Annotated in this window: 25 protein-coding genes and 1 pseudogene; 13 read left to right on the top strand and 13 right to left on the bottom strand. The window is 58.9% G+C overall.

Annotated elements, in window-relative coordinates; all coding sequences use genetic code 11:
* The 5 genes and pseudogenes from ACIP1X_RS16720 to ACIP1X_RS16700 all read right to left on the bottom strand — a co-directional run.
* Positions 1 to 110: pseudogene (locus ACIP1X_RS16720) on the bottom strand (polyamine aminopropyltransferase); the annotation flags it as partial.
* Positions 111 to 329: 219 nt separating this feature from the next.
* Positions 330 to 521: a PLDc N-terminal domain-containing protein gene (locus ACIP1X_RS16715; RefSeq protein WP_007914053.1), complete on the bottom strand. Its 192-nt coding sequence runs from the start codon at positions 519 to 521 to the stop codon at positions 330 to 332.
* 71 nt (positions 522 to 592) lie between these two features.
* Complete coding sequence (locus ACIP1X_RS16710; protein ID WP_400753660.1) at positions 593 to 1123, bottom strand: hypothetical protein; 531 nt, start codon at positions 1121 to 1123, stop codon at positions 593 to 595.
* 133 nt (positions 1124 to 1256) lie between these two features.
* The gene (locus tag ACIP1X_RS16705) at positions 1257 to 1775 is read right to left on the bottom strand and encodes an ankyrin repeat domain-containing protein (protein WP_053118689.1); all 519 of its coding nucleotides are present in this window, start codon (positions 1773 to 1775) and stop codon (positions 1257 to 1259) included.
* Positions 1776 to 1871: 96 nt separating this feature from the next.
* Positions 1872 to 3710, bottom strand: coding sequence for a long-chain-acyl-CoA synthetase (locus tag ACIP1X_RS16700; protein WP_400753658.1), 1839 nt, complete (start codon positions 3708 to 3710; stop codon positions 1872 to 1874).
* A 390-nt stretch (positions 3711 to 4100) separates the two neighbouring features.
* Between ACIP1X_RS16700 and ACIP1X_RS16695 the strand changes: the two genes are divergently transcribed.
* On the top strand, positions 4101 to 4379 hold the full coding sequence (locus tag ACIP1X_RS16695; protein WP_053118700.1) for a DUF3509 domain-containing protein: 279 nt from the start codon (positions 4101 to 4103) through the stop codon (positions 4377 to 4379).
* 183 nt (positions 4380 to 4562) lie between these two features.
* On the opposite strand, the gene mtnC is transcribed toward ACIP1X_RS16695, so the two are convergent.
* The 5 genes from mtnC to aroC all read right to left on the bottom strand — a co-directional run bounded on the left by mtnC (position 4563) and on the right by aroC (position 8782).
* Positions 4563 to 5246 carry an acireductone synthase gene (gene mtnC / locus ACIP1X_RS16690; protein WP_400753656.1) on the bottom strand — a complete coding sequence of 228 codons (684 nt, stop codon included), beginning with the start codon at positions 5244 to 5246 and terminating at the stop codon, positions 4563 to 4565.
* A gap of 4 nt (positions 5247 to 5250) precedes the next feature.
* Entirely contained in the window at positions 5251 to 5796 is a 546-nt protein-coding gene (locus tag ACIP1X_RS16685; RefSeq protein ID WP_400753653.1) for a 1,2-dihydroxy-3-keto-5-methylthiopentene dioxygenase, read from the bottom strand.
* 94 nt (positions 5797 to 5890) lie between these two features.
* The gene (locus ACIP1X_RS16680) at positions 5891 to 6517 is read right to left on the bottom strand and encodes a methylthioribulose 1-phosphate dehydratase (RefSeq protein WP_400753650.1); all 627 of its coding nucleotides are present in this window, start codon (positions 6515 to 6517) and stop codon (positions 5891 to 5893) included.
* A complete protein-coding gene (locus tag ACIP1X_RS16675; RefSeq protein WP_400753648.1) occupies positions 6514 to 7659 on the bottom strand; it encodes an MFS transporter in 1146 nt (381 codons plus the stop codon). Before ACIP1X_RS16675 ends, ACIP1X_RS16680 begins: the two co-directional genes overlap by 4 nt.
* Positions 7660 to 7690: 31 nt before the next feature.
* A complete protein-coding gene (gene aroC, locus ACIP1X_RS16670) occupies positions 7691 to 8782 on the bottom strand; it encodes a chorismate synthase (RefSeq protein WP_008080929.1) in 1092 nt (363 codons plus the stop codon).
* A gap of 130 nt (positions 8783 to 8912) precedes the next feature.
* Between aroC and ACIP1X_RS16665 the strand changes: the two genes are divergently transcribed.
* Entirely contained in the window at positions 8913 to 9866 is a 954-nt protein-coding gene (locus ACIP1X_RS16665; protein ID WP_400753689.1) for an alpha/beta hydrolase, read from the top strand.
* A 98-nt stretch (positions 9867 to 9964) separates the two neighbouring features.
* Positions 9965 to 10756: a hypothetical protein gene (locus ACIP1X_RS16660; protein ID WP_212544309.1), complete on the top strand. Its 792-nt coding sequence runs from the start codon at positions 9965 to 9967 to the stop codon at positions 10754 to 10756.
* 172 nt (positions 10757 to 10928) lie between these two features.
* Here ACIP1X_RS16660 and prmB read toward each other — a convergent pair whose 3' ends face one another.
* Positions 10929 to 11837, bottom strand: a complete 909-nt coding sequence (prmB, locus tag ACIP1X_RS16655; RefSeq protein WP_053118677.1) for a 50S ribosomal protein L3 N(5)-glutamine methyltransferase — start codon at positions 11835 to 11837, stop codon at positions 10929 to 10931.
* A 238-nt stretch (positions 11838 to 12075) separates the two neighbouring features.
* Here prmB and ACIP1X_RS16650 point away from each other — a divergent pair, with 238 nt between their 5' ends.
* The 5 genes from ACIP1X_RS16650 (at position 12076) to ACIP1X_RS16630 (ending at position 14849) form a co-directional block, all read left to right on the top strand.
* Positions 12076 to 12666 (top strand): cysteine hydrolase family protein, encoded by a 591-nt coding sequence (locus ACIP1X_RS16650; RefSeq protein WP_053118675.1) that lies wholly within the window; start codon positions 12076 to 12078, stop codon positions 12664 to 12666.
* Between the two features lie 131 nt (positions 12667 to 12797).
* Positions 12798 to 13118, top strand: coding sequence for a hypothetical protein (locus tag ACIP1X_RS16645; protein WP_007914024.1), 321 nt, complete (start codon positions 12798 to 12800; stop codon positions 13116 to 13118).
* Between the two features lie 73 nt (positions 13119 to 13191).
* Positions 13192 to 13749 carry a Smr/MutS family protein gene (locus ACIP1X_RS16640; RefSeq protein WP_400753645.1) on the top strand — a complete coding sequence of 186 codons (558 nt, stop codon included), beginning with the start codon at positions 13192 to 13194 and terminating at the stop codon, positions 13747 to 13749.
* A 78-nt stretch (positions 13750 to 13827) separates the two neighbouring features.
* Positions 13828 to 14373 carry a GTP cyclohydrolase I FolE gene (gene folE / locus ACIP1X_RS16635; RefSeq protein ID WP_400753642.1) on the top strand — a complete coding sequence of 182 codons (546 nt, stop codon included), beginning with the start codon at positions 13828 to 13830 and terminating at the stop codon, positions 14371 to 14373.
* Positions 14374 to 14477: 104 nt separating this feature from the next.
* On the top strand, positions 14478 to 14849 hold the full coding sequence (locus ACIP1X_RS16630) for a glutathione S-transferase N-terminal domain-containing protein (protein WP_159815716.1): 372 nt from the start codon (positions 14478 to 14480) through the stop codon (positions 14847 to 14849).
* Positions 14850 to 15012: 163 nt separating this feature from the next.
* On the opposite strand, the gene ACIP1X_RS16625 is transcribed toward ACIP1X_RS16630, so the two are convergent.
* Entirely contained in the window at positions 15013 to 16179 is a 1167-nt protein-coding gene (locus ACIP1X_RS16625) for a PLP-dependent aminotransferase family protein (protein WP_212544304.1), read from the bottom strand.
* Positions 16180 to 16261: 82 nt separating this feature from the next.
* Here ACIP1X_RS16625 and ACIP1X_RS16620 point away from each other — a divergent pair, with 82 nt between their 5' ends.
* From ACIP1X_RS16620 to ACIP1X_RS16610, 3 genes are all read left to right on the top strand, one after another.
* The gene (locus ACIP1X_RS16620; RefSeq protein WP_053118660.1) at positions 16262 to 16708 is read left to right on the top strand and encodes a MarR family winged helix-turn-helix transcriptional regulator; all 447 of its coding nucleotides are present in this window, start codon (positions 16262 to 16264) and stop codon (positions 16706 to 16708) included.
* A 289-nt stretch (positions 16709 to 16997) separates the two neighbouring features.
* Positions 16998 to 18347: an NCS2 family permease gene (locus ACIP1X_RS16615; protein ID WP_159815647.1), complete on the top strand. Its 1350-nt coding sequence runs from the start codon at positions 16998 to 17000 to the stop codon at positions 18345 to 18347.
* Between the two features lie 89 nt (positions 18348 to 18436).
* Entirely contained in the window at positions 18437 to 19063 is a 627-nt protein-coding gene (locus tag ACIP1X_RS16610; protein WP_008080903.1) for a LysE family translocator, read from the top strand.
* A gap of 193 nt (positions 19064 to 19256) precedes the next feature.
* Here ACIP1X_RS16610 and uraH read toward each other — a convergent pair whose 3' ends face one another.
* Positions 19257 to 19610 carry a hydroxyisourate hydrolase gene (gene uraH, locus ACIP1X_RS16605; RefSeq protein WP_008031462.1) on the bottom strand — a complete coding sequence of 118 codons (354 nt, stop codon included), beginning with the start codon at positions 19608 to 19610 and terminating at the stop codon, positions 19257 to 19259.
* Positions 19611 to 20053: 443 nt separating this feature from the next.
* Here uraH and puuE point away from each other — a divergent pair, with 443 nt between their 5' ends.
* Positions 20054 to 20980 (top strand): allantoinase PuuE, encoded by a 927-nt coding sequence (puuE, locus tag ACIP1X_RS16600; RefSeq protein WP_034151757.1) that lies wholly within the window; start codon positions 20054 to 20056, stop codon positions 20978 to 20980.
* Positions 20977 to 21492: a 2-oxo-4-hydroxy-4-carboxy-5-ureidoimidazoline decarboxylase gene (gene uraD / locus ACIP1X_RS16595; RefSeq protein WP_008080897.1), complete on the top strand. Its 516-nt coding sequence runs from the start codon at positions 20977 to 20979 to the stop codon at positions 21490 to 21492. Before puuE ends, uraD begins: the two co-directional genes overlap by 4 nt.
* The last annotated feature ends 179 nt before the right edge of the window (positions 21493 to 21671 follow it).

Below are 21671 nucleotides of genomic sequence, written 5' to 3'. Positions count from 1 at the left end.
AGGTGCTGGTGTTCGGTGCGCACTTCGTGCAGCAGTTTTTCCATGCGAAAACGCTGGCCGTAGCCTTCGTAGAGGGTTTCCAGGTACTCGCTGGTTTTGGTGACGGTCATGGTCAAGTGCTCCGATGAATGCGCGGGCGTCAATCGTGGGGACGATTGCCCGGGAAAGGCGCGCATTCTACGTTGCCGAAGATGACAGGTCGAACCTCACAACCACAATCCCTGTAGGAGCTGCCGCAGGCTGCGATCTTTTGATCTTGTTTTTTACAATCAACATCAAAAGTTCGCAGCCTTCGGCAGCTCCTACAGGGGTATTGCGGTGTTAGCTGGTTAGATCCGGACGTTACCGCGTGGCCCGGCGATTGCCCAGATGATCAGGCCCAGTACCGGCAGGAGGATGATCAGCAGCACCCAGACGATTTTCATCCCGGTGGTCGCGCCGCTTTTCAGCACATTGATGATGGCCCAAATGTCGAGGGCGAGGATGATCAGGCCGATCAGACCGTTGAACGTGGAACCCATGGTGTCGCTCCAGAATAGTGGCATGCACTTTTAGGATAGACGGTCGCGCGCAGGGTTCCCTTTTATTGCACTCAGACGTGAACGGCGACCTTCAAGGCTTCCAGCGCGGGTGCAGCGGTGATGCCGACTTCGGCGCACAACTCCAGAACGCGCGGCACGTCGTTGCCGAAGACCAGCACCATTTGCAGCTCGTCGTCGAGCAACTGGCTGAAGTTCATCAGCGTGTAACCGCCGTTTTCCTTGTTCATGCTGCTCATCTGCACCTGAATGCGGTTGAGCGCGGTCAGGGCTTCGGTTTTCGCCAGTTGCTTGGGCTTGAGATTGAAATCCACGCCCGGGCCGAACGAGGCGACGATCTGCGCGAACAGGTCAACGTAGGTGTCTGCCTGGAACAACACGGTTTCCGGCAGGCTGCCGACGACGACCCACTCGCCCAACGGGATCGGAAAGGTGTCGTCGTAGTTGATGTCTGGGTTGGCTGTCAGAAAAGCATCGGCATCGGCGTAGGCTTGCGCCGCTTCATCGGCCACTTTCAGGATCTCGTCCTCGGCCATGCAGCCGGAGCTGATTTTGCTGATGAGTTCGACGAGTGCGGCTTTCATGAGGGCGGATCCTGTGGAAGGTGAAATTTGAGGGCGCGGAGGATAGCGCACAACGCAAAAGATCGCAGCCTGCGGCAGCTCCTACAGAGGAATCAGTGTAGGAGCTGCCGCAGGCTGCGATCTTTTGACTTTATCAACCCAACAATTTTTCCAGCTGCGCCGTGGTATCGACCGCGCCCATGGTGCGCGCCGCGTCCAGCGCCGTCGCGCCGTTGGCGTCCTTGGCCTGCGCGTTGGCGCCTTTGCCGAGCAAGTAATCGACGATTTCAACGCGGTTGAACATCGCCGCCATCATCAGCGCCGTCCGGCCATCAAACGACGAACCTTCGATCTCGGCACCCGCCTCGACCAACGCCTTGACCACGGCCAGATCACCTTTGAACGCCGCCCCGGCAATCGGGCTCTGGCCGTTGCCATTGCGCATTTCCGGGTCGGCTTTGTGTTTAAGCAGCACATTCACCGCGTCGATATGGCCGTAGTAGCTGGCTAACATCAGCAGCGTGTCGCCCTTGCTGTTCTTCAAGTTGACCGGCAAACCGGCGCTGACCAGGCGATCAAGCATCTCGGCATCACCGTCGCGCGCCTTGTTGAAAACCTGCTCGGTGAATTCGGCGGCTTCTTCAGGGGTCATCTGGCGGCTTTGTTCGGACATGGGCAACTCCACTTTCGGTCAATCGGAAAGCCGACAGTTTCCCGAGCGCAAGGAAAACTGTCACCCCCTTTTTCTCAAGTCGGCCTATAGCCAGATTCAATAACGATGCTTGCCCTGATAAATGCCCGCCAATATTTCATCGGTCACGCGAACATAAGTCTGCGTACCGGGCAGCCATGCGTAGATCGGGTCATCGCCCGTCTGGCCGGGGTCGAAGCCTTCATTCTTCAGGCGGGTTTTCTGGTATTTGAACGTCCCCGTGGTTTCCATCTTCACCTTCACCCGCAGGAACAACGGCACCGCGTACGCCGGCATGCGCTCCCGAGCAAAAGTCAGCAACTCGGCGAAATCCAGGGTCGCGAGGGATTCCGCCGGCGTAATCGCCGCCATGCCGGCGCGGCCGTTGGTGTTGCGGATTTCCACGCCATAGGCCACCGCCTCGGAGATGTGCGGATGTTGCAGCAGCAGGTTTTCAACCTCGGTGGTCGAGACGTTTTCGCCCTTCCAGCGATAGGTGTCACCGAGTCGATCAACAAATTGCGCATGACCAAAACCGATGTTGCGCAACAGATCGCCGGTATTGAAGAAACGGTCACCCTTGGCAAACACATCCTGCAGCACAACTTTTGCGGTTTTCTGTGGATCGGTGTAACCGTCCAGCGGCGCTTTCTCGTCGATCCGCGCCAGCAACAGGCCCTGTTCGCCTTTTTCGACCTTGCGCATAAAGCCGTTGTCGCTGCGCAGAGGCTCGCCGCTGTCGTGGTCGTAAGCCACCAACTCCCAGGCCATCAGCGAAAAACCGATGGTGTTGTCGAAGTTGAGAATATTGGTGAAGCCGATGTTGCCGTCGCTGGCCGCGTACAGCTCGCAGATGTGATCCACCGCAAAACGCGTTTTGAACTCGGCCCAGGCGCCGGGGCGCAAACCGTTGCCGATCATCTTGCGCACCTCGTGACGGTTGTCGTCGGCGCTGGCCGGTTGATCGACCAGATAGCGGCACAATTCGCCGACGTAACCAATGGTAGTGGCGCGATAACGGCGCACGTCGTTCCAGAACTGACTGGCGCTGAATTTACGCCGGATCGCGAAGCCTGAAGCGCCGTTGACCGCCGAGCCCCAGCACACGCAGAGGCCGGTGGCGTGGTACAGCGGCAAGGTGCAATAGACGACGTCGTCGGGGCCCATGTTGAGGGCGATCATGCCGAAGCTCGCCGAGCTGCGCATCCAGCGCCCGTGCTTGAACACCCCGGCCTTCGGCAGCCCGGTGGTGCCGGAGGTGTAGATGTAGAAACACGGGTCGTCGAAGAAGATCTGCTGGCTGCTCGGCGGATTTTCGCTGGAGGCGTCGGCACTGGCGCTGATCAAGTTGACGAAGCCGTCGGGCGCAATGCCCGGATGGCTGTAGGTGTCCTGATCGGCGACAAACCAGGTGCGCGGCGCGGTGATTGCCACTTGGTCGCGCACCGCTGAATAAGCCGAAATCAGCTCTTCGCCAACGACAATCGCTACCGGCGCTACCAGATTAATGCTGTGGATCAGCGTGTCGCGGGTCTGCGACGTGTTCAGCAGCGCGCTGACGGCGCCGACCTTGGCCAACGCCAAAATCGTCACCAGCAACTCCGGACGGTTCTCGATAAACACCGCGACCACGTCGCCCTTACCGATGCCCTGCCCGCTCAGATAGTGAGCGATGCGGTTCGCCCACTGGTTGACTTGTGAGTACGTCAGCGCCACGTCGCCGTGCAGTAACGCCGGGCCGTCGGGGTTGCGCAGGGTTGCTTGTTCGAACGTCCAGCCAAGGCCACAGCTTTGGGTCGGATCCGTGACGTTGGCCACCTTCATGCCTTTGACCACCCGCGGGATGGCTTTGGCAATCATCGGCAGTTTGCGGAGCATCATGCTCCAGGTAATCGTGTCGCTTGGCGCGTGACGCATGGAAGCTCCCCGTTCGACCTTGGCGTGCAGGTCGATGTTTTTATTTTTCGGGCTGTGCCTTGAAGCAACCGACGCATTCGAGCGCCGGTCGAGATCGAAAATACGTCAGCGCTTCTCAGGCTGTACACGCGGTTTTTGCAATGTTTTGTATCCGCTGACGTGGCGAGCGCGGAGCTGATCTCCGGGTCAGCGTTTGGTTCCGTAGAAATGATCGCGATCCCGCAAAATGCAGGATGCACGATGGCCACTCATGCAGATTGCACGACGCCTTCAAAAATCATAATTTTTAACCTATTGATTTATAACGATATTTTTTTAATCAAATGCTGGCACAAACTCTGCAACCTCCTCTGCATGCTTGCCATTCAAGTGCATACGGAGCTGAAAGACATGAGCCTGATCCAAGAGAAATTTACCTCCCTGTTCTCCAACTTCGACGTCACCACTGCGCCACGTCCTGATGGCGGGATCCTGCTGACCCTGCGCAGCAGCGACGGCAAAGTGTTCAAACGCGCACTGACTTATCAACAACTGCATGCCGGCGACCAACTGTCGTGGGCGATCAGCGCGATCCGTCGTGACCTGGCCGAACAAGCCAGTGAGCTGCCGCAAATCGGCATGCTGCAAAGCCAACAGCGTTTTGCCCTGCCGACGTATCACTCGCTGTAATTTGTAAAACGCTTTAAACAAAACAGGCCGTGGAGCTCTCGCTTCACGGCCTGTTTTTTTGTGCTGATGCAAAACCCTGTGGGAGCGGGCTTGCTCGCGAAGGCGGTGTGTCAGATAAACAATTTCTAACTGATACACCGCTTTCGCGAGCAAGCCCGCTCCCACATTTTGGATCGCGTGTGGTTAGAAGGCTTCGGGTTCTATTCCGGTGAAGGTGTCGACGGTGATGTGGTTGCCCAGCTCGCCGCCTTCGCGGGCCAGGCCGCAGGTTTGCAGGCCGGCGGCTTGTGCGGCGTCGAGTTCTTCGACGATGTCCGAGAGGAATAAAATATCCTCGGGCGCGACGCCAATGGCTTGCTGAATGTTGGTGTAAGACTGTGCCTCACGCTTGGGCCCCGACGTGGTGTCGAAATACCCGCTGAACAGCGGCGTCAAATCCCCCACCTCGGAACAGCCGAAAATCAGCTTCTGCGCCTGAATCGACCCCGACGAATACACAAACAGTTGATAACCCGCCGCATGCCAGCGTTGCAGCGCTTCAACCGCGTCCGGGTAAACGTGCCCTTTCAACTGCCCGGCGTGATAACCCTGCGCCCAGACCATGCCTTGCAAGGCCTTGAGCGGCGTGGCTTTGCGGTCTTCCTCGATCCAGCTCAGCAGAATTTCAACGACCCGCTCAACATCGGCCTGCGGTGCATTGCTGTCACGGCGCACGGCGTCGAGTTGCTCGGCGACATCGGCACGTTCGGCGTTCTGCCGCACAAAGTCCGGCAAATGTTTGGCCGCGTACGGAAACAACACGTCGAAGACGAAACTCACCGCGCTGGTGGTGCCTTCAATGTCAGTGACAATGGCTTTGATCGACATCGAATCAGTCCTCCAGTCGCGGGAAACGGCCGGCGATGTCTTCGCCGGTGAAGTTGGCAACCCAGCCTTCAGGGTTGTTGAACAGACGGATCGCGACAAAGTGCGGATGCTCGCCCATATCGAACCAGTGTTTGGTGCCGGCCGGTACCGAGATCAGATCATTCTTCTCGCAGAGTACGGCGTAGACGTAATCGTCGATGTGCAGGGTAAACAGCCCACGGCCGGCGACGAAAAATCGTACTTCGTCTTCGCCATGGCGATGTTCTTCGAGGAACTTGGCGCGCAATTCGGCTTTTTGCGGATGATCGCTGTTCAGGCTGATCACGTCGACGGTGATGTAACCGCGTTCGGTCATCAGCTTGTCGATCTGCTCTTTATAAGCGCTGATCACTTCTTCCTGGGTAGCGCCGGGCTGGATCTTGGCGACGGCTTGCCAGCGGTCGAAGCGCACGCCCTGCTCGGCCAGGGTCGAGGCGATGTCTTCAAAGTGGGTCAGCACTTTGTTGGGAATGTCGGGGCTGGAGACGTGATAGACGGACAGGCTGCTCATTGGGGCAATTCCTCGGTATCGGCCTTGCCGTCCGGTTCTTGCAGACCGGTCGGGCACAGCATTTCATCAGGCAAATGGGCTACTTCTGGTGAAGTCAGCCATGGCGGTTCATGACGCTGCGGGTTTTCAACTCGCACTCAAACAGAAATTCAAAGGCCTCGATCTGGCGCAGCGCGTCGTTCATCTGCGCGCCCCAGGTGTAGAGGCCGTGACCGCGAATCAGATAGCCGACGCAATCAGGGTGGGCGTCGAGCCAAGGCTGCACCTTGGCGGCGAGGCGCGCAATGTCCTGATCGTTGTCGAAAATCGGCACGCGCACCCGCGATTCATGGGTCGAAACACCGCTGAAGGCTTTTTGCAGTTCGTAGTCTTCGAACTCGATAAAGTCTTCCGGGGTCAGGCGCGACAGCACCGTGGCGTTGACCGAATGGGTGTGCAACACCGCGCCGATCTCCGGCCGCCAGCTATACAGCTGAGTGTGCAGCAGGGTTTCGGCGGACGGTTTTTTGCCCGGCTCCAGGCTATTGCCGGAAAGGTCGGTGGCGAGCACATCGTCCAGACCCAACTGGCCCTTGTGCTTGCCGGACACGGTCAGCAGCGCTTCGCTCGGCGACAGGCGCGTCGAGTAATTGCTGCTGGTGGCCGGCGACCAGCCGCGACCATAAAGAAAACGCCCGGCGTCGACGATTTGCTGGGCGAGCTGTTCACGCGTAAGGCTCATGGCCTGTCCTCTTGCATACGTGTGGCAATGATAACGGCAGCGGCGAGCGCCGCGAGACTGGCAATACTAAAGGTCAATGTTGCGCCGAGGGCATTCCAGCTGTAACCGGAATACAACGCGCCCATCGCGCCGCCGGTGCCGGCCAGCGCGGCGTACAGCGCTTGGCCCTGCCCTTGCTGGCGCGCGCCGAAGCTACGTTGCACGAAGGCGATGGCAGCGGCGTGAAAACTGCCGAAGGTCGCCGCGTGCAGAACCTGCGCGAACAACAGCACCCAGAGAAACTCGGCGAACGAACCTAGCAGCAACCAGCGCAGCGCCGCCAGCAGAAAACTCGCCATCAACACCCGACGCAGAGAAAACCGCGCAAGAATCCGGCTCATCGCCATAAACATCAGCACTTCGGCGACCACGCCTACGGCCCAGAGCATGCCGATGGTGCCGCGCGTATAACCAAGCCGTTCAAGGTGCAAGGTCAGAAAGGTGTAATACGGGCCATGGCTCATCTGCATCAGCGCCACGCAGCCATAAAACGCCAGCACGCCGGGATTGCGCAGCTGCTTGAGGAAACCCTCGCCGGTCGGACGATTGCCTTGCGGCGGTTGCGCGTTCGGCACCCACAAGCTGCTGAGGACGATGCCGGCCATGATCAACACCAGCGCCGCCGGGTAGATGTCGAGGCTGAGCCATTCGAACAGACGACCGAGCACGACCACGGTGATGATGAAGCCGATCGAGCCCCACAAACGAATCTGGCTGTAACGCGAGGTCTGCCCCTGCAAATGCGCGAGGGTAATGACTTCGAACTGCGGCAGCACCGCGTGCCAGAAAAATGCGTGCAGCGCCATGACCATCGCCAGCCAGGCGTAGGTCTTGCTGACGAAAATCAGTGAGAACGTCAGCAGCGTACACACGGCGCCGAAGCGCACGATGGCCAGGCGCTTGCCGGTGTAGTCGCCGAGCCAGCCCCAAATGTTCGGCGCCACGCAGCGCATCAGCATCGGGATGGCCACCAGTTCACCGATCCGCGCCGGACTGAAACCGAGGTGATCGAAGTACAGCGCCAGAAACGGCGCTGTCGAACCAAGCAAGGCGAAATAGAACAGATAGAAACTGGACAGCCGCCAGTAAGGGAGCGCCGCCACGGTTATGCCGCGACGGCTTTAGAGCCTGCCATCAAAGCTGACCCAGCACCGGCGTGCTCACACGCACATCGGCGTTCTGCCCACGGTGACGCAGCAGATGATCCATCAACACGATGGCCATCATCGCTTCGGCAATCGGTGTGGCGCGGATGCCGACGCACGGGTCGTGACGGCCCTTGGTGATGACGTCGACCGGGTTGCCGTGGATATCGATCGAACGGCCCGGGGTGGTGATGCTCGACGTCGGTTTCAACGCGAGATGGGCAACGATCGGCTGACCGGAGGAAATGCCGCCGAGAATGCCGCCGGCATTGTTGCTGAGGAAACCTTGCGGGGTCATTTCATCACGGTGCTCGGTGCCGCGTTGGGCGACCGAGGCGAAACCGGCGCCAATTTCCACGCCTTTGACCGCGTTGATGCTCATCAGCGCGTGGGCCAGTTCAGCGTCGAGACGGTCGAAAATCGGCTCGCCGAGACCCGGCATCACGCCTTCGGCAACGACGGTGATCTTCGCCCCGACCGAGTCCTGGTCGCGGCGCAACTGATCCATATAGGCCTCCAGCTCCGGGACTTTGTCCGGATCGGGGCTGAAGAAGGCGTTCTCTTCCACCGAATCCCAGGTCTTGAACGGGATTTCGATCGGGCCGAGCTGGCTCATGTAGCCACGGATGACGATGCCTTGGCTGGCCAGGTATTTCTTCGCGATTGCACCCGCTGCCACGCGCATCGCGGTTTCGCGCGCCGAGCTGCGGCCACCGCCACGGTAATCACGTTCACCGTATTTGTGGTGGTAGGTGTAGTCGGCGTGGGCCGGGCGGAACAGATCCTTGATCGCCGAGTAGTCCTTGGACTTCTGGTCGGTGTTGCGGATCAGCAGGCCGATCGAGCAACCGGTGGTGCGCCCTTCGAACACGCCGGAAAGGATTTCGACTTCGTCGGCTTCCTGACGCTGGGTGGTGTGGCGGCTGGTGCCGGGCTTGCGGCGATCAAGGTCGCGCTGCAGGTCTTCGAGGGAGATCTCCAGGCCCGGCGGGCAGCCGTCGACAATGGCGACCAACGCCGGACCATGGCTTTCGCCAGCGGTGGTGACAGTGAACAACTTGCCGTAGGTATTGCCGGACATGCAGGACGCTCCGTGAAATCAAACCCAAATTCGTGATGCGCGCCAGTATACGCAGGCTAACCGAGTAGTTCATCCTCGAACCTTAGCGGTGTTGGCGAGTCCAACCGGCACCTTGACCAATGATGGCGTGATGATGCTGCGAGTTTTGCTCTTGAGTCTTACCTTGTTTACGGGCTTTGCCCAAGCGACGGTCTTACAACGCCCGGTCACTCTGGATACCGGCAGCGGCGAACTTTTCGGCTCGCTGTTGCTGCCAAAGTCCGACAAGCCTGTGCCGGTTGTCCTGATCATTTCCGGCTCCGGCCCTACAGACCGCGACGGAAACAACCCCGACGGCGGCCGCAACGACAGCCTTAAACGGCTGGCGTGGGTGTTGGCCAAACACAACATCGCCAGCGTGCGTTACGACAAACGTGGAGTGGCCGCGAGCCTGCCGGCGACGCCCGACGAGCGCAATTTGTCGATCGAATCTTATGCCGCCGATGCCGTGGCGTGGGGGCAGAAGCTCAAGGCTGATCCGCGCTTCGGCCCGCTGATTCTGCTCGGTCACAGTGAAGGCGCGTTGATCGCCAGTCTCGCCGCGCCGAAAGTCGATGCGGCGGCGGTGATTTCTCTGTCGGGGAGTGCCCGACCGGTCGATCAAGTGATTCGTGAACAACTGGCACGCAGCCTGCCGCCCGCGTTGATGCTGCGCAGTAACGAACTGCTCGACAGCCTCAAGGCCGGTCGCACCGATGACAACGTGCCGCAGCCGTTGCAGGTGATCTTCCGCCCGAGCGTGCAGCCGTATCTGATTTCGCTGTTCCGTCAGGATCCGGCGCAAGACTTCGCGCAATTGAAAATGCCGGCGCTGATCATTCAGGGCACGAACGATATTCAGGTCAGCGTTGACGACGCCAAGCGGCTCAAAGCTGCCAAACCGGATGCCGAACTGATGGTGATCGAGGGCATGAACCACGTGTTGCGCATTGTGCATAACGACATGAAGCGGCAATTGGCCTCCTACAAGGATCCAAACTTGCCACTCGCGGCCGAGTTAGGCGCGACAATCCTCAGTTTTATTGACGGACTTCGCACCCGTTAAACGCTTTTGCCCTCCAGTACCGCAAAAAACGGCCGATAAGCCTTTGTCGCCAGCGCAACGGCTGGCGACAAGCAGGGCTTGGACAGGATCTCGCCGTTATGACTGATACCCAGACTTCACCCGACACCGCCGCTGAAAAAGACGCACCGCCAGCGGCCGAGCTGCCGTGGGCGGACGTCCACGTCGAGCACCACAAGATGCTCCGCCTGGCCCCGCTGCAGACCGACCGCAACACCGGCGGGAGGCCACTGCGCTTTGTCGAATTCGGTTACGCCGAGCGCAACAGCAAAGAAATCAGCCTGATGCGCATGGCGATCAAACTGCCGGGCCAGCGGGTGCGCAAAGAGCAGAACCAACTGGATGTGTGGGTTGATCACGCGACCAAGCGTGTGCACTTCGGCCCGGACAGCGGCTTGCAGATCGAACCGTTGAACCGTGGCATTGGCCGTTACATGGCCGCGCAAGGCATCAATTGGGCGAAGAAGCGCTGGCCGACCTACACCGTCGACGGCATGGATTTGAACAACAAGGACGCGCTGAACGAAGACACGCGCCTGCGTCGCGATCATTTCCTGCGCGTGCACGGCTTTGATGTGGTCTACGCCGATGCCCAGCATTTGAAGGGCAGCGTCAAGGAAGTGCAGGTCGGCGATTTGCTCGGCGACTGGAACAGCGAAAAGCTGCAAATCGTCGAGATTCTTGAAGCGGCGCAGATGCTGCAGCAGGCTGAGCAGAATCTGGCTGAGCAGGAAGTGAAGCTGAAGAAGCAGGAAGAGAAAGTCGGCAAGTTCAAGCGTGAAGACGCCGGGTTGCGCTTTACGATTACTTGTCTGGTGGCGTTTGCGGTGTTCCAGGCGGGGTTGTTGATCTGGATTGCGACGCACCGGTAGATCAAAAGATCGCAGCCTGCGGCAGCTCCTACATTGGGATCGGTGTACACCCTGCTTGATCGTCCCCACGCTCCGCGTGGGAACGCAGCCCGGGACGCTCCGCGTCCCAACAGCGGACACGGAGCGTCCATTGAGACGTTCCCACGCAGAGCGTGGGAACGATCGGTCTCGATTAGACGCGGGAAGCGAACAGGGCCTGGTGGTTGCGGCATTGTTCTGCGGTCAGCATGAACACGCCATGCCCGCCGCGCTGGAAGTCCAGCCAGGCGAAATCGACTTCCGGGTACAACGCGTCCACGTGCACCTGGCTGTTGCCCACTTCAACGATCAGCAAGCCCTTCTCGGTCAGGTGATCCGCCGCTTCAGCCAGCATCCGCCGAACCAGATTCAAGCCATCATCACCGCAGGCCAGACCTAGCTCAGGCTCATGCTGATACTCATCCGGCATGTCGGCGAAATCTTCCGCATCGACATAAGGCGGATTCGACACGATCAGGTCGAAACGCTGACCCGGCAAACCATCAAAACCATCGCCCTGCACCGTGTACACGCGCTCATCGACGCCGTGGCGCTCGATGTTCTGATTGGCCACTTCCAGCGCTTCGAACGACAGATCGGCCAGCACCACTTCGGCGTTCTGGAACTCGTAGGCGCAGGCGATGCCGATGCAACCGGAGCCGGTGCACAGGTCAAGAATGCGCGCAGGCTCGGTGCCGATCCACGGCGCGAAGCGGTTTTCGATCAGTTCGCCAATCGGTGAACGCGGAATCAACACACGCTCGTCGACAATGAACGACATGCCGCAGAACCACGCTTCGCCCAACAGGTACGCGGTCGGAATGCGTTCTTCGATGCGGCGCTTGAGCAGGCGTTGCAGGTTGACCAGTTCGTCGTCTTCCAGCGCGCAATCGAGGTAGCTGTCGGCGATTTCCCATGGCAAGTGCAAGGCACCGAGCACCAATTGGCGGGCTTCGTCCCACGCATTGTCGGTGCCATGGCCGAAAAACAGATCCTCCCCATGGAAGCGGCTGACGGCCCAACGGATGTGGTCGCGCAGGGTACGAAGTCGGGAAGTGATCACGGGGCAGAACTCCAGAAAAAACGACTGGCGATTCTACCAGCCAAAACGCCTAACGACGACGCAGGAAAAACTTCGAGCGACGGTAGGAGTTTTCTTTTTTTTGCATCAGCCGTTGAACAGAACGTGTAACGTGACGGGGCTGCAGGCCACAATCGACGGTGCCTACGATGGTAGCGATTCACAGAATCGCTCAGCCAGAGGACAATGCCGCAAAAGCCCCACCCCAAGGAGCCCCAGAATGTCCGTTCCAAAAACGATGTTTCAACTCAGCGGCCGCGGTTACGCAGCGGCCACTCTGAGCCATGCCACCGTGGTCATCATCGATGCCCAGAAGGAATACCTCAGTGGCCCGCTGGCCCTGAGCGGCATGGACGCGGCCGTCGCGAACATCAAACAAGTGGTTGCCGCAGCCCGTGCAGCCGGTCGGCCGATCGTGCACGTGCGTCACCTCGGCACCGTTGGTGGTCTGTTCGACCCGCAAGGCGAGCGCGGTGAGTTCATCCCGGGCCTCGAACCGCAGGGCGACGAAACCATCATCGGCAAACTGCTGCCGAGCGCGTTCCACGGCACCGAGTTGCTCGATCGCCTGCAAAACCTTGGTTCGCTGGATCTGATCGTTTGCGGTTTCATGAGCCACTCCAGCGTCAGCACCACGGTGCGCGCCGCGAAGAACCTGGGTTTCCGCTGCACTTTGGTTGAAGATGCCTGCGCCACCCGTGACCTGCCGTTCAAGGGCCGTGTGCTCAGCGCTGAACTTGTACAAGAAGCCGAAATGGCGATCATGGCCGACAACTTCGCCACCCTCGCCTTGACTCAGGATCTGATCTGATTCGAGCTCAGATGAGCGGCGCGCATGGCCGCTCATCCGCAAAACCCTCTCATTTGCCGCAATTGCCTTAGCCTCAGGAACAACATCGTCAACTCCCGGTCGAAGGGCCGATACCATTGAGGAAGGTCGGAATGAAGTTATCCGATGGATTTGACGCTCGCCGCTTGCGGCCCAAAGGCCAAAGTAACTGGCGTTTTCGATTCGGCGCTGCGATCGCTGCCATTCTGGCGACGTTCGGGGTGCTGCTGGCGATGGCCGGTGCCGCCAGCCTGCTGGGGCGCCCGCCGGCGCTCGGTGATTTGAATGCCACGCCGATGGGTTCGGCAATCATTCTGGCGGTCGGTTTGCTGTTTCTGTATTTCGGTGTCGCCCTGTGGCGCCGCTGCCGCCGTCGCGCACGGCAATCGCGGGAACTGAACATGTCCCCGCACCTGATGAAAAAACACGATTGAACAATGGCCTGGCTTTTTGCCGGGCCGTTTTGTTTCGACTTGGGTAAACTGGCCGCCCTTCGCGGAGGCTGACATGCAAGACGACGATTTTTCCCTGTTCAAAAACGAGCTGCGCGGCGTCAAGCCGATCAAGCACGACCGCGCCGACACCGGCAAGCCCAAGACTGACCGCGCGCAAATCGCCAAGCTGCGCCAGTCCGCCACCGTGCGCACCGACGCCACCACCGTTGATGGTCTGTCCGATCAGTTCGTGATCGACGTCGGCCCAGAAGACGAGCTGATGTGGGCGCGCGACGGCGTGCAGGAAAGTCAGATGCGCAAGCTCAAGGTCGGTCAGATTCCGTTTGAAGGCAGCCTCGATCTGCATGGCATGAGCGTCGAAAAGGCTCGTGAAACCCTTTGGGCTTTTCTTGCCGAAGCGACCAAATTTGAAATCCGCTGCGTGCGTGTCACCCATGGCAAAGCCGTGCGACTGGACGGCAAGCGCCCGATGATCAAAAGCCACGTCAACACCTGGCTGCGACAGCATGCACAGGTGCTCGGGTTCTGCTCGTGTCAGGCCAAACATGGCGGCGCGGGTGCGGTGTACGTGATGCTCAAACGCACAATGATGGAAGGTCGCGACGAATAATCCCGTTACACCGAACTTGCAGGGTCGTGTCCGCCACCGTACCCTTGCCCTTTGCGAAAATCCCCCACAGGTAGTTTCATGTCCCTGGAACAGAATTACACCGCGATTCTCGGCCAACTGGGCGAGGACGTCTCCCGCGAGGGCCTGCTCGACACGCCGAAGCGTGCCGCCAAAGCCATGCAGTACCTCTGCCGCGGTTATGAACAAACGCTTGAAGAGGTCACCACCGGTGCCCTGTTCAGCTCCGACAACAGCGAAATGGTGCTGGTCAAGGACATCGAGCTGTACTCGTTGTGCGAACACCACATGCTGCCGTTCATCGGCAAGGCGCACGTTGCGTACATCCCGAGCGGCAAAGTGCTGGGCCTGTCGAAGGTTGCGCGCATCGTCGACATGTACGCGCGTCGTCTGCAGATTCAGGAAAACCTCAGCCGCCAGATCGCCGACGCCATCATGCAAGTAACCGGCGCACTGGGCGTTGCCGTAGTGATCGAGGCCAAGCACATGTGCATGATGATGCGCGGTGTCGAGAAGCAGAATTCGTCGATGATCACTTCGGTGATGCTCGGTGAGTTCCGTGAAAACGCTGCCACCCGCAGCGAGTTTCTCAGCCTGATCAAGTAACGCGCAGCACGAAAAAAACCGGCATTCATCGCCGGTTTTTTTTCGCCCGTGAAAAATCGGGTAAGCTGCGCGCCTTTCTCAATCTGCACCGTGAGGCTTTCAACGTGTTCGTCAAAGCGCTTCGTGTCGGCCTCGGCCAACTGGTTATCTTCATCGACTTCCTCACCCGTCCGGGCAAGAAAAAGCGCCCCGCCGCTGCTCAGGCTCAAGTGGACGCTGCCGCGAAAGATCTGACCCTGTATCAGTTTCACGCCTGCCCGTTCTGCGTGAAAACCCGCCGTACGTTGCGTCGTCTGAATGTGCCGGTGGCGCTGAAGGATGCGAAGAACAATGAGCAGGATCGCCAGGCGCTGCTGGAACAGGGCGGCCGGATCAAAGTGCCTTGCCTGCGCATTGAAGAGAATGGGCAGACGACGTGGATGTATGAGTCGAAGGTGATTATTGATTATCTGGATAAGCGATTTGCTGCGGTCTGATATTTTTTTGTCGTGCTGACTGACGCCTTCGCGAGCAAGCCCGCTCCCACAATTTGAAATGCATTCCCCTGTGGGAGCGGGCTTGCTCGCGAAGAGGCCCTCCCAGGCACCTAAAATCCCAGACAAAAATAAACCGGCCCTTGAGCCGGTTTATTTGTTTTTATCACGCCGCTTTATTTATCTGCGCCTGCCGCACCACCGCCGCCAGCCGCTTCAACCCTTCATCCAGCCGCGCCGGATCAATATGGCTGAAATTCAAACGCAAATGCCCATGATGATTATCCGGCTCCGGGAAGAACGGCTCGCCCGGCATAAACGCCACATCATTGGCCAACGCCTCATTCAATAGCGTTCGCGTATCCAGCGGTTGCTTCAACGTCAGCCAGAAAAACAGCCCGCCCTGCGGCATGTTCCAATCTGCCAAATCGGCAAAGTGCGTTTCCAGTGCCGATTGGAAGGCATCGCGCCGCTGCCGGTAGAACCCACGCAACTCACTCAAATGCTGCTGATATTTCTCTGTGCCGATCCATTGCAGCGCCTGCCATTGGCCGATGCGGTTGGTGTGCAGATCCGCCGATTGCTTGAGTTTGAGCAAATGCGGAAACAGATCCGGGCTGGCGATCAAGTAGCCAACGCGCAAACCCGGCAGCAGGGTTTTCGACACGGTGCCGGTGTAGATCCAGCTGGATTTCTGCAAGCGTCCGGCAATCGGTTTGGCGCTGCCGCCGTCGAAGGTCAGTTCGCGGTAGGGCTCGTCTTCGATCAAGGTCACGCCGAATTCATCGAGCAATGCGGCGACTGCTGCGCGTTTGGCTTCGCTGTAGCGCACGGCTGATGGATTCTGAAAAGTCGGGATCAGGTAGATGAACGCCGGACGATGCTGCTCCAGTCGATTGCGCAAGTGCGCCAGGTTCGGGCCGTCGGACTCTTGCGGCACGGTCAGGCAATCGGCGCCGAACAACTGGAAGATTTGCAGTGCGGCCAGATAGGTCGGCGCTTCGAGCAGAATTTCCGTGCCTTTGTCGATGTACAGCTTGGCCGCCAGATCGAGGGTTTGCTGGGAGCCGCTGACCACCAATACCTGACTGGCCTGACAATCCAGACCGAGCGCCCTCGCCTCCGCCGCCAACGCTTCGCGCAACGCCGGTTCGCCTTCGCTCATGCCGTATTGGCCGAGCGCCAGCGGCATGTCCGCCCATTCGACTTTCGGCAGCATGGCTTCGGCGGGCAAACCGCCGGCGAACGACATCACCTCAGGACGCTGGGCGGCGGCGAGAATTTCACGGATCAAAGAACTTTTAAGGCGCGAGACACGTTCGGAAAAAGCCATGGAGGTCACCGGTAGCGAGGGTGGTTTAAAATGAGTCAAACTGGTTGACTGAAATTACGACAGCTTGAGCGAGTACGTCAACATGCTTGACCTTAAAAACCCAACGAGCCAGCAACAGGCGATGGAAGCGTTTTTCTTCGGCTATCAGGCGTTCACCGCCAAGGCTGACGAAATGCTCGAGCGCCGCGGGTTGTCGCGGGTGCATCAGCGCATCGTGTTTTTCATCGCGCGTTATCCGAATTTGAGTGTGAAGGAATTGCTTGGGTTGCTCGGCGTGAGCAAGCAGGCGCTGAACATGCCGCTGCGGCAGTTGCAGGAAATGCACCTGGTCGACAGCGTGGCGTCGGAGGCAGACAAGCGAAAACGGCTGCTGGAATTGACGGCAGAAGGCGCGAAGTTTGAGCAGGCGTTGCGGCGTGAGCAGGTGAAGTTGCTGGAGCGGGTGTTTGCCGAGGCTGGGGAGGCGGCGGTGAATGGGTGGTTGGCGGTGAATCTGGCGCTGGGGAACAGTCAGACAGTCCTCGATTGAATGGGCCGGCCTCTTCGCGAGCAAGCTTTGCTCCTACGGTTTGAGTTGCCTTGTAGGAGCAAAGCTTGCTCGCGAAGGGGCCCTCAAAGGCGATATATCCCTATCAATGGAACTTTCGTAAACAAAACCAAAAACAATATTTGCTTTATTTGTACACAAAAGCATAATCCACAGCGTGCGAGTTCCTGACCGCATGGTCAACAAATTCGCAAGTGCCTCAAAGGGCCGCTGCCACCCCTCATGGGTCCGGCCCTGGAAATAACAATAAAACTCTTGAGGAGTACTCGCTGTGGAAAGCCGCAAATCCGAAGCATCGACGCTGGATCTCTCGCCGCCATTACGCACTGGCCTGCTGGAGCGCTTGTTCAAACTCAGCTTGCATGGCACCACGGTGAAGACCGAGCTGATTGCCGGTCTGACAACCTTCATCACCATGGCTTACATCATCTTCGTCAACCCGAACATCATGGCCGATGCCGGGATTGACCACGGTGCGGCGTTCGTCGCCACCTGTATCGCCGCCGCACTGGGCTGCCTGTTGATGGGCCTTTACGCCAACTGGCCAGTCGGCCTGGCGCCAGGCATGGGCCTCAACGCGTTCTTCACGTACACCGTGGTCGGCACCATGGGCTACAACTGGGAAACCGCGCTGGGTGCGGTGTTTGTTTCCGGCGTGTTGTTCATGATCCTGACCTTCTCGCGGATTCGTGAGTGGCTGCTCAACAGTATTCCGGTCAGCCTGCGCTTTGCGATGGGTGCTGGTGTGGGCTTGTTCCTCGGTCTGATCGGCCTGAAAACCGCTGGCATTGTCGTCGACAGCCCGGCGACGCTGATCAAGCTCGGCTCCCTGCGTGAGCCCGGCCCGCTGCTCGCCGCCATCTGCTTCCTGATGATTGCGATCCTCAGCTACCACAAAATCTTCGGCGCGATCCTCATCAGCATCATCACCGTGACCCTCGCCGGTTGGGGTCTGGGCATCGTGCATTACGAAGGGATCATGTCGACGCCGCCAAGCCTGGCGCCGACCTTCATGGCGATGAACGTGGCCGGCGTATTCAACGTCAGCATGATCAGCGTGGTGTTGGCCTTCCTCTTTGTACACATGTTCGATACCGCCGGTACGCTGATGGGCGTTGCTCAGCGCGCCAATCTGGTCGGCGCTGACGGTCGCATCGAAAACCTCTCCCGCGCGATGAAAGCCGACAGTGCTTCCAGCGTATTCGGTGCGGTGGTCGGCGTTCCGCCCGTCACCAGTTATGTAGAAAGTGCTGCCGGTGTGGCCGCTGGTGGTCGGACTGGTCTTACCGCAGTGACCGTAGGTGTGCTATTTATAGCGGCAATGTTTTTCGCACCGCTGGCCGGCATGATTCCCGCTTACGCCACCGCCGGTGCATTGATCTACGTAGCAATGCTGATGATGGGCGGCATGGCCCACATCGAGTGGGACGAAGCCACCGATGCCATCCCGGCAATCGTCACCGCCATCATGATGCCGCTGACCTTCTCGGTCGCCGACGGTATCGCACTGGGCTTCATCACCTACGTGGCGCTGAAGGCCGGTACCGGCAAGTACAAGGAAATCTCCGTGAGCCTGTGGGTGCTCTGCGCGATCTTCATCGCCAAGTTCATCTTCCTGTAAGCGCTACGCGGTTCAGGCTTCAAAACGGCCTCACCCTCACGGGTGGGGCTTTTGTGCATTTTTCAGTACAACAAAAAAGGAGGAAAGTGATGAGTCTGGAAACCTGGCTGCTGTTCAGCGGCGCTGCGTTGGTGGTGATCCTGATTCCGGGGCCACTGTCATTGCTGATGATCAGCAACAGTCTGAATTACGGTCTGCGCCGTTCTTACCCGGCGTTTTTGGGTGGCGTGATTGCGTCGATCTGTTTGCTCAGTGCTTCGGCGCTGGGACTGGGCGCCCTGCTGTTGGCGTCGGAGCAGTTGTTCAGTGCGTTGAAAATCGTCGGTGCGCTGTACCTGTTCTACCTCGCCTGGCAGAGCTGGCAGCAATCGCGCCAGCCATCGGTGGGCGCGGAAGTGCCTCAGGCAGCACCGACTCCGCGCTTTCGCACCTTGTTCGGGCGCGCATTTGTGCTGGGCGCGAGCAATCCGAAGGACATCCTGTTCTTCGCCGCGTTTCTGCCGCAGTTCCTCAGCGCGCAGCAGCCGTTCCTGCCGCAGTTGCTGATCATGATTGCCACCTGGGTGGTGCTTGATCTGTGCTGCAAACTGGCTTACGGGCTGGGTGCGCATGGGGCGGCGCGGTATCTGCGCAGTGGCAAGGGGCAGAGTTGGTTTAACCGGATCAGTGCCGGGTTGTTCAGTGGTGCGGGTGCTGCATCCCTGTTGAGCCGCTAACAGCCAAAGCTTCGCGAGCAAGCCCGCTCCCACATTTGGAATGCGTTCCACCTGTGGGAGCGGGCTTGCTCGCGAAGGCGTCAGACCAGACACCACTTTCTCAAGGACGAAAAAAAGCCCGCAGTGTGGGCGGGCGAAAGACCAAAGAAGCTATATGCGCAGTCGCTTCCCGGTGGGGGCAGCTGCTTGGGGGTCAGCTGCCCCGGTACGTGGAATAGCTGTACGGCGAAATCAGCAACGGAACATGGTAGTGATCCTGTTCGGCAGAGATGCCGAAGCGCAGCACAACCACGTCCAGAAAGGCCGGTTCCGGCAACTGAACACCACGGGCGCGGTAGTAATCGCCCGCGTGAAACTGAACCTGATAAACGCCGGTACGATAGTCATCGCCTTGCAGCAGCGGTGCATCGACCCGGCCATCGCTGTTGGTAATCGCACTGGCGACCAATTCCAGTTGCGAACCTTCAACGCGGTACAGCTCGACCTTGATCGAACTGCCCGGGCAACCGTGTGCAGCGTCCAAAACGTGTGTTGTCAAACGTCCCATTGATTCTGCGCGCCTGCCTGCGTGGAAGCAGTCAGACTTCGCGCCTCCCGAAGTCAGTTGAAAAGGAGACCGCACCGATTCGGAGCACGAAAAGCTGCGGCGAGCGACTGATTAAGACACTTTTCAAAAAAATTGTACACAATAAAAACGACATTTTTCACATCACCCCCGCCATTCGGGCGTTTCCCCTTGATCTGCCAGCAACGCGCCTATTCATTGAACCTCCTATCCATAAGCTGACGGGTCAGGCAGGTTTCTTGCAGGCTCACGCCAATAGCAGTAAAAGATGACAGTCGGTGAAAAATGCGAAAATTCAGGCTTACAAATTGCGATTAAAGTTGTATACAATCAGCCCATCGCTGTGACGCCAGCCTGTTCACTCACCGCCAGGCCGCCACAAAATCCCGACTTTGAACAAGTCATGAATAAGAAGGAAGACTGCAGTGAGCGCTGACTACCCACGCGACCTGATCGGTTACGGCAGTAACCCTCCTCACCCACACTGGCCGGGCAATGCCCGCATCGCCCTGTCCTTCGTGCTCAATTACGAAGAAGGCGGCGAGCGCAACATTCTGCACGGCGACAAAGAATCCGAAGCCTTCCTGTCTGAAATGGTTGCTGCTCAGCCGCTGCAAGGCGCGCGCAACATGAGCATGGAATCGCTTTACGAGTATGGCAGCCGTGCCGGCGTCTGGCGGATCCTGAAACTGTTCAAGGAATTCGACATTCCGTTGACCATCTTCGCCGTGGCCATGGCCGCTCAGCGCCACCCGGATGTGATCCGCGCGATGGTCGATGCCGGCCACGAAATCTGCAGCCACGGCTACCGCTGGATCGACTATCAGTACATGGACGAAGCGCAGGAACGCGAGCACATGCTCGAAGCGATCCGCATCCTCACCGAAATCACCGGCGAGCGCCCACTGGGCTGGTACACCGGCCGCACTGGCCCGAACACCCGTCGCCTGGTCATGGAAGAAGGTGGTTTCCTCTACGACTGCGACACCTACGACGACGACCTGCCCTACTGGGAACCGAACAACCCGACCGGCAAGCCGCATCTGGTGATCCCGTACACCCTCGACACCAACGACATGCGCTTCACGCAAGTACAGGGTTTCAACAAGGGTGACGACTTCTTCGAATACCTCAAAGACGCGTTCGACGTGCTCTACGCCGAAGGCGCTGAAGCACCGAAAATGCTCTCGATCGGTCTGCACTGCCGCTTGATCGGCCGTCCGGGTCGCATCGCTTCGCTCAAACGCTTTATCGAATACGCCAAAAGTCATGAACAGGTGTGGTTCAGCCGTCGCGTCGACATCGCGCGTCACTGGCACGAAACCCAGCCGTACCAAGGGGCCGCCAAATGAGCCGCTTTCAAACCCTGCAACCGTCGACCCTGAGCCGCGACGCTTTCGTCAAAGCTTTCGCCGACATCTACGAACATTCGCCATGGGTGGCCGAGAAGGCTTACGACCTGGGCGTGGACGCTTCGATCGACGAGATCGAAACCCTGCACCAGCGCATGAGCGACATCCTGTTGAGCGCCGATCACGCCAGTCAGCTGGCCCTGATCAACGCTCACCCGGACCTGGCCGGCAAAGCCGCCGTCCAGGGCCAACTGACCGAAGCCAGCACCAATGAACAAGCTGGCGCCGGTATTCACCAATGCACGGCCGAAGAGTTCCAGCGCTTCACCGAGCTGAACGACGCCTACAAAGCCAAGTTCAAGTTTCCCTTCATCATGGCGGTAAAAGGCAGCAACCGGCATCAGATCCTCGCGGCGTTCGAAACGCGCATTCACAACTCGCAAGACACCGAGTTCAAATGCGCGCTGGCGGAGATCAACAAGATTGCCCTGTTCCGTTTACTGACTCTTTAGCAAGCCTGGCCCGAGAAACCTCTAGAACGCTTGTGTTTCCCAGGGCCCTGCAAGCATCCCCAGCCACTTATTTAAAGGCAGACAAGAAGAATGAAAGCTTACGCCGTACCTTTCGAGAAGTTCGTCAACCTGCCCGATGCCCGTCTGGGCACCACAACCATCTCGGTCACCGATGACTG

Source organism: Pseudomonas sp. NPDC088885, from assembly GCF_044750025.1.
Classification (GTDB): Bacteria; Pseudomonadota; Gammaproteobacteria; order Pseudomonadales; family Pseudomonadaceae; genus Aquipseudomonas; species Aquipseudomonas rustica.
The sequence above is the reverse complement of the archived record's forward strand: the minus strand, read 5'-3'. Positions and strand labels throughout refer to the sequence as shown.

What these genes read in the sequence shown, in the direction of transcription:
- ACIP1X_RS16665 (WP_400753689.1), top strand. Translation starts at nt 8,913, where the DNA reads ATGATGCTGCGAGTTTTGCTCTTGAGTCTTACCTTGTTTACGGGCTTT.
- aroC (WP_008080929.1), bottom strand. Translation starts at nt 8,782, where the DNA reads ATGTCCGGCAATACCTACGGCAAGTTGTTCACTGTCACCACCGCTGGC.
- ACIP1X_RS16625 (WP_212544304.1), bottom strand. Translation starts at nt 16,179, where the DNA reads ATGGCTTTTTCCGAACGTGTCTCGCGCCTTAAAAGTTCTTTGATCCGT.
- ACIP1X_RS16680 (WP_400753650.1), bottom strand. Translation starts at nt 6,517, where the DNA reads ATGAGCCTTACGCGTGAACAGCTCGCCCAGCAAATCGTCGACGCCGGG.
- ACIP1X_RS16650 (WP_053118675.1), top strand. Translation starts at nt 12,076, where the DNA reads ATGTCCGTTCCAAAAACGATGTTTCAACTCAGCGGCCGCGGTTACGCA.
- ACIP1X_RS16660 (WP_212544309.1), top strand. Translation starts at nt 9,965, where the DNA reads ATGACTGATACCCAGACTTCACCCGACACCGCCGCTGAAAAAGACGCA.
- mtnC (WP_400753656.1), bottom strand. Translation starts at nt 5,246, where the DNA reads ATGTCGATCAAAGCCATTGTCACTGACATTGAAGGCACCACCAGCGCG.
- ACIP1X_RS16710 (WP_400753660.1), bottom strand. Translation starts at nt 1,123, where the DNA reads ATGAAAGCCGCACTCGTCGAACTCATCAGCAAAATCAGCTCCGGCTGC.
- ACIP1X_RS16695 (WP_053118700.1), top strand. Translation starts at nt 4,101, where the DNA reads ATGAGCCTGATCCAAGAGAAATTTACCTCCCTGTTCTCCAACTTCGAC.
- ACIP1X_RS16715 (WP_007914053.1), bottom strand. Translation starts at nt 521, where the DNA reads ATGGGTTCCACGTTCAACGGTCTGATCGGCCTGATCATCCTCGCCCTC.
- ACIP1X_RS16705 (WP_053118689.1), bottom strand. Translation starts at nt 1,775, where the DNA reads ATGTCCGAACAAAGCCGCCAGATGACCCCTGAAGAAGCCGCCGAATTC.
- ACIP1X_RS16640 (WP_400753645.1), top strand. Translation starts at nt 13,192, where the DNA reads ATGCAAGACGACGATTTTTCCCTGTTCAAAAACGAGCTGCGCGGCGTC.
- uraH (WP_008031462.1), bottom strand. Translation starts at nt 19,610, where the DNA reads ATGGGACGTTTGACAACACACGTTTTGGACGCTGCACACGGTTGCCCG.
- ACIP1X_RS16620 (WP_053118660.1), top strand. Translation starts at nt 16,262, where the DNA reads ATGCTTGACCTTAAAAACCCAACGAGCCAGCAACAGGCGATGGAAGCG.
- ACIP1X_RS16610 (WP_008080903.1), top strand. Translation starts at nt 18,437, where the DNA reads ATGAGTCTGGAAACCTGGCTGCTGTTCAGCGGCGCTGCGTTGGTGGTG.
- folE (WP_400753642.1), top strand. Translation starts at nt 13,828, where the DNA reads ATGTCCCTGGAACAGAATTACACCGCGATTCTCGGCCAACTGGGCGAG.
- ACIP1X_RS16685 (WP_400753653.1), bottom strand. Translation starts at nt 5,796, where the DNA reads ATGAGCAGCCTGTCCGTCTATCACGTCTCCAGCCCCGACATTCCCAAC.
- uraD (WP_008080897.1), top strand. Translation starts at nt 20,977, where the DNA reads ATGAGCCGCTTTCAAACCCTGCAACCGTCGACCCTGAGCCGCGACGCT.
- ACIP1X_RS16645 (WP_007914024.1), top strand. Translation starts at nt 12,798, where the DNA reads ATGAAGTTATCCGATGGATTTGACGCTCGCCGCTTGCGGCCCAAAGGC.
- ACIP1X_RS16700 (WP_400753658.1), bottom strand. Translation starts at nt 3,710, where the DNA reads ATGCGTCACGCGCCAAGCGACACGATTACCTGGAGCATGATGCTCCGC.